Origin of the sequence: Pedobacter sp. HMWF019, from assembly GCF_003061025.1 — a bacterium.
Classification (GTDB): Bacteria; Bacteroidota; Bacteroidia; order Sphingobacteriales; family Sphingobacteriaceae; genus Pedobacter.
This window is the reverse complement of the sequence record NZ_QAIL01000356.1, coordinates 1-2,283: the sequence shown is the minus strand read 5'-3', so window position 1 is coordinate 2,283 and position 2,283 is coordinate 1. Positions and strand designations below refer to the sequence as shown.

Sequence of the window (2,283 nt, the reverse complement as noted above, 5' to 3'; positions counted from 1 at the left end):
CTCCACTATCTGAGAAGACAGCTTCTCCCTGAGCGATCTGATAGTTCGGATGTGTCAATTGAAATTCCTTAACCCGCAGATAAGGCGAGAGTGAAAATATTACAATAATGAATAGATAAGTTAGAATTATGTAAGGAAAACCTCTCTTTAAATTGTCTCTATTCAATTTCAGCTTTTCAGCTTGCCTGATATTAAACGTAACATAGATGACAATTCCAATTAAAAAACCATAAACAACCAAATGAAACGGATTCCAGATAAATACAAAGAAGAAACTCATTACTGCAAATAATATATACCCGGCAATATCCTTTGGAAAGCTTCTTTTGTCCATTTAAAATGCTTGTTTCTTATTGTTTGAAAAATCTAATCTTATAGATTTTTCCTTTGTTGTAATAAATGCCATTGATAGATTTTGGAAGAGTATCGTAATACTCTGTAAGGTTAATTAAGGTAAAGTAATCTGAAGATAGGACGGGGGATGGTGAAGATCTATGAAACTTCAGCTTTTTATCTTCTCCAACATAACCTGCATCAGGAGAAAAAATTATTTTCCTGCCATTTTTACTATTTGTCAGCGTAATGGAAGACGCCCCGATATAACCATCTGCGAAACTTAGCTTTACGGGCTTTTTGTTCATCATGCCGCTATACGGGACAGCTTCATATGCCTTTTGTGCATAGGTAAAAACAGGAAGAAGGATAATTAACAATAAAATGTATAACTGTTTATTTTTCATAATGGTCTATAAAGTCTCCGCAAATCAACTGCCAGAATAAACATCTGGGTGTCTTTCTGGAACACATAAAGTCCTTAAGGAAAAATTAAAAATGATCTGAATTGGTACAATGGTCTGTTCGTTATTGAACAGTTATTTAGATTGTGTTAATCTGAAAGCGGTTGTAAGCTTCCAGGCATTCATTTTTAGATTTGGCATTATAGCTGTGCTTGATGCATAACATATAAAACAAATTCTATGATCCGTAATATTTTTAGCGTTCTAATTTTAGTTCTTTTTTCCAGCATCCTCTGCTCTGCCCAACAGGCAGATCAAAAGAAATTATTTAAAGAGATTGAAAAGGCAGATAGTCTCCTATTCAGTGCCTTTAACAATTGCGATAGTGTCAATTACAAAAACTATTTTACTGAAGACCTTGAATTTTACCATGACTTAGGCGGCCTCACTGTTGGTCTAGCCAATGAACTAAAGTCTTTTAGAGAGATGTGCCACAGAGGGAGTCATATTCGCAGAGAGCTCATAAAAAGTAGTCTGGAGGTACACCCTTTAAAGGGGTATGGGGCAGTGGAAATTGGAGTGCATCGATTCTATCATACCAATAAAGGGCAGCAGGAGAAAATAAGTGGCACTTACAAATTTGTCCAGGTTTGGAAACTGGAAGATGGGCACTGGAAAATAGCCAGGGTCATAAGCTATGGGCATGACGAGGTGCATAACAATTAAAATATTCTATAGATGGTGATGAACACTATAATGATCATTATAATGCAATAGATGAGCTTGTTATTTCTTGCCAGCCAATTGGGGAGATAAATGTCAAAATTGTCTTTAGTAGAATTTGAATACCTCCGTGCTATAATGGTTAAAGGGCAGGAAAAATTAAACGACAGCAGCGTTATACATTCTATACCAACAAGTCCATAACCGATCCATAGCCAGCGGTCAATTTTACCTATAATCACTGCATACAGCATATAGAAGATTACTGCGCTGTAAAATGTCCATATTAGCGTATGTAAAAATTTCAGGAGTACTAATTTGCTTGCATTGGTCATAAACTGCGACTATGGTATCTGTAACTTTAGCTGGAAATAGCGTGTAGTTTAAAAACGATTGCTTTTATTGGAATCTCTTAACGGCTCAGTTAAGATTTGGACTCCATATTCTTTATCCTCTACACCAAAATCCCTTTTTAATGCTGTTTTATCCAGAATTTTGACCTCTTGCAGCGTTACATCATTTATCGAGGCCAGATCATAATCATAGCTGTTTTTTAATAATTTCTTATTCAGTATATACTGAAATGAACTGTCACTATTTACAGTAGGCATCAACCGGGTGTAATCAGGAGATTTTCGCTTTAGATAATTCCATAATTTCTTTCTGGCAAAGTTTTTTGTTTCAATGTAGATGATACCGTTTATCCCTTCTTCACCCAATCGATCTACTGCATTTTTATCTTTAATAACTTGTATAAATGCAATATTTTCAGGGTTCAGGCTCTTAAAATTCTCGGGGTTAATCCTAACACTATCTACAAAGT

Annotated in this window: 4 protein-coding genes; 1 reads left to right on the top strand and 3 read right to left on the bottom strand. The window is 35.3% G+C overall.

The genetic code is table 11. From position 1 onward, the window contains the following. A partial coding sequence (locus tag DBR11_RS30255) for a PRA1 family protein (RefSeq protein WP_233260834.1) occupies positions 1-334 on the bottom strand: 334 nt, incomplete at its 3' end. A gap of 16 nt (positions 335-350) precedes the next feature. After that, the gene (locus DBR11_RS19605) at positions 351-740 is read right to left on the bottom strand and encodes a hypothetical protein (RefSeq protein WP_108554320.1); all 390 of its coding nucleotides are present in this window, start codon (positions 738-740) and stop codon (positions 351-353) included. Between the two features lie 237 nt (positions 741-977). On the opposite strand from DBR11_RS19605, the gene DBR11_RS19600 reads away from it, so the two are divergent. Then, entirely contained in the window at positions 978-1,463 is a 486-nt protein-coding gene (locus DBR11_RS19600; RefSeq protein ID WP_108554319.1) for a nuclear transport factor 2 family protein, read from the top strand. Positions 1,464-1,843: 380 nt separating this feature from the next. Here the strand turns inward: DBR11_RS19600 and DBR11_RS29690 are convergent. Further along, positions 1,844-2,283 (bottom strand): hypothetical protein (locus tag DBR11_RS29690; RefSeq protein WP_199233895.1); only part of this gene is annotated, 440 nt, incomplete at its 5' end.

Bases quoted from the DNA above. Each gene is read 5' to 3' on its own strand.
- DBR11_RS19605 (WP_108554320.1), bottom strand. From the start codon at position 740: ATGAAAAATAAACAGTTATACATTTTATTGTTAATTATCCTTCTTCCT.
- DBR11_RS19600 (WP_108554319.1), top strand. From the start codon at position 978: ATGATCCGTAATATTTTTAGCGTTCTAATTTTAGTTCTTTTTTCCAGC.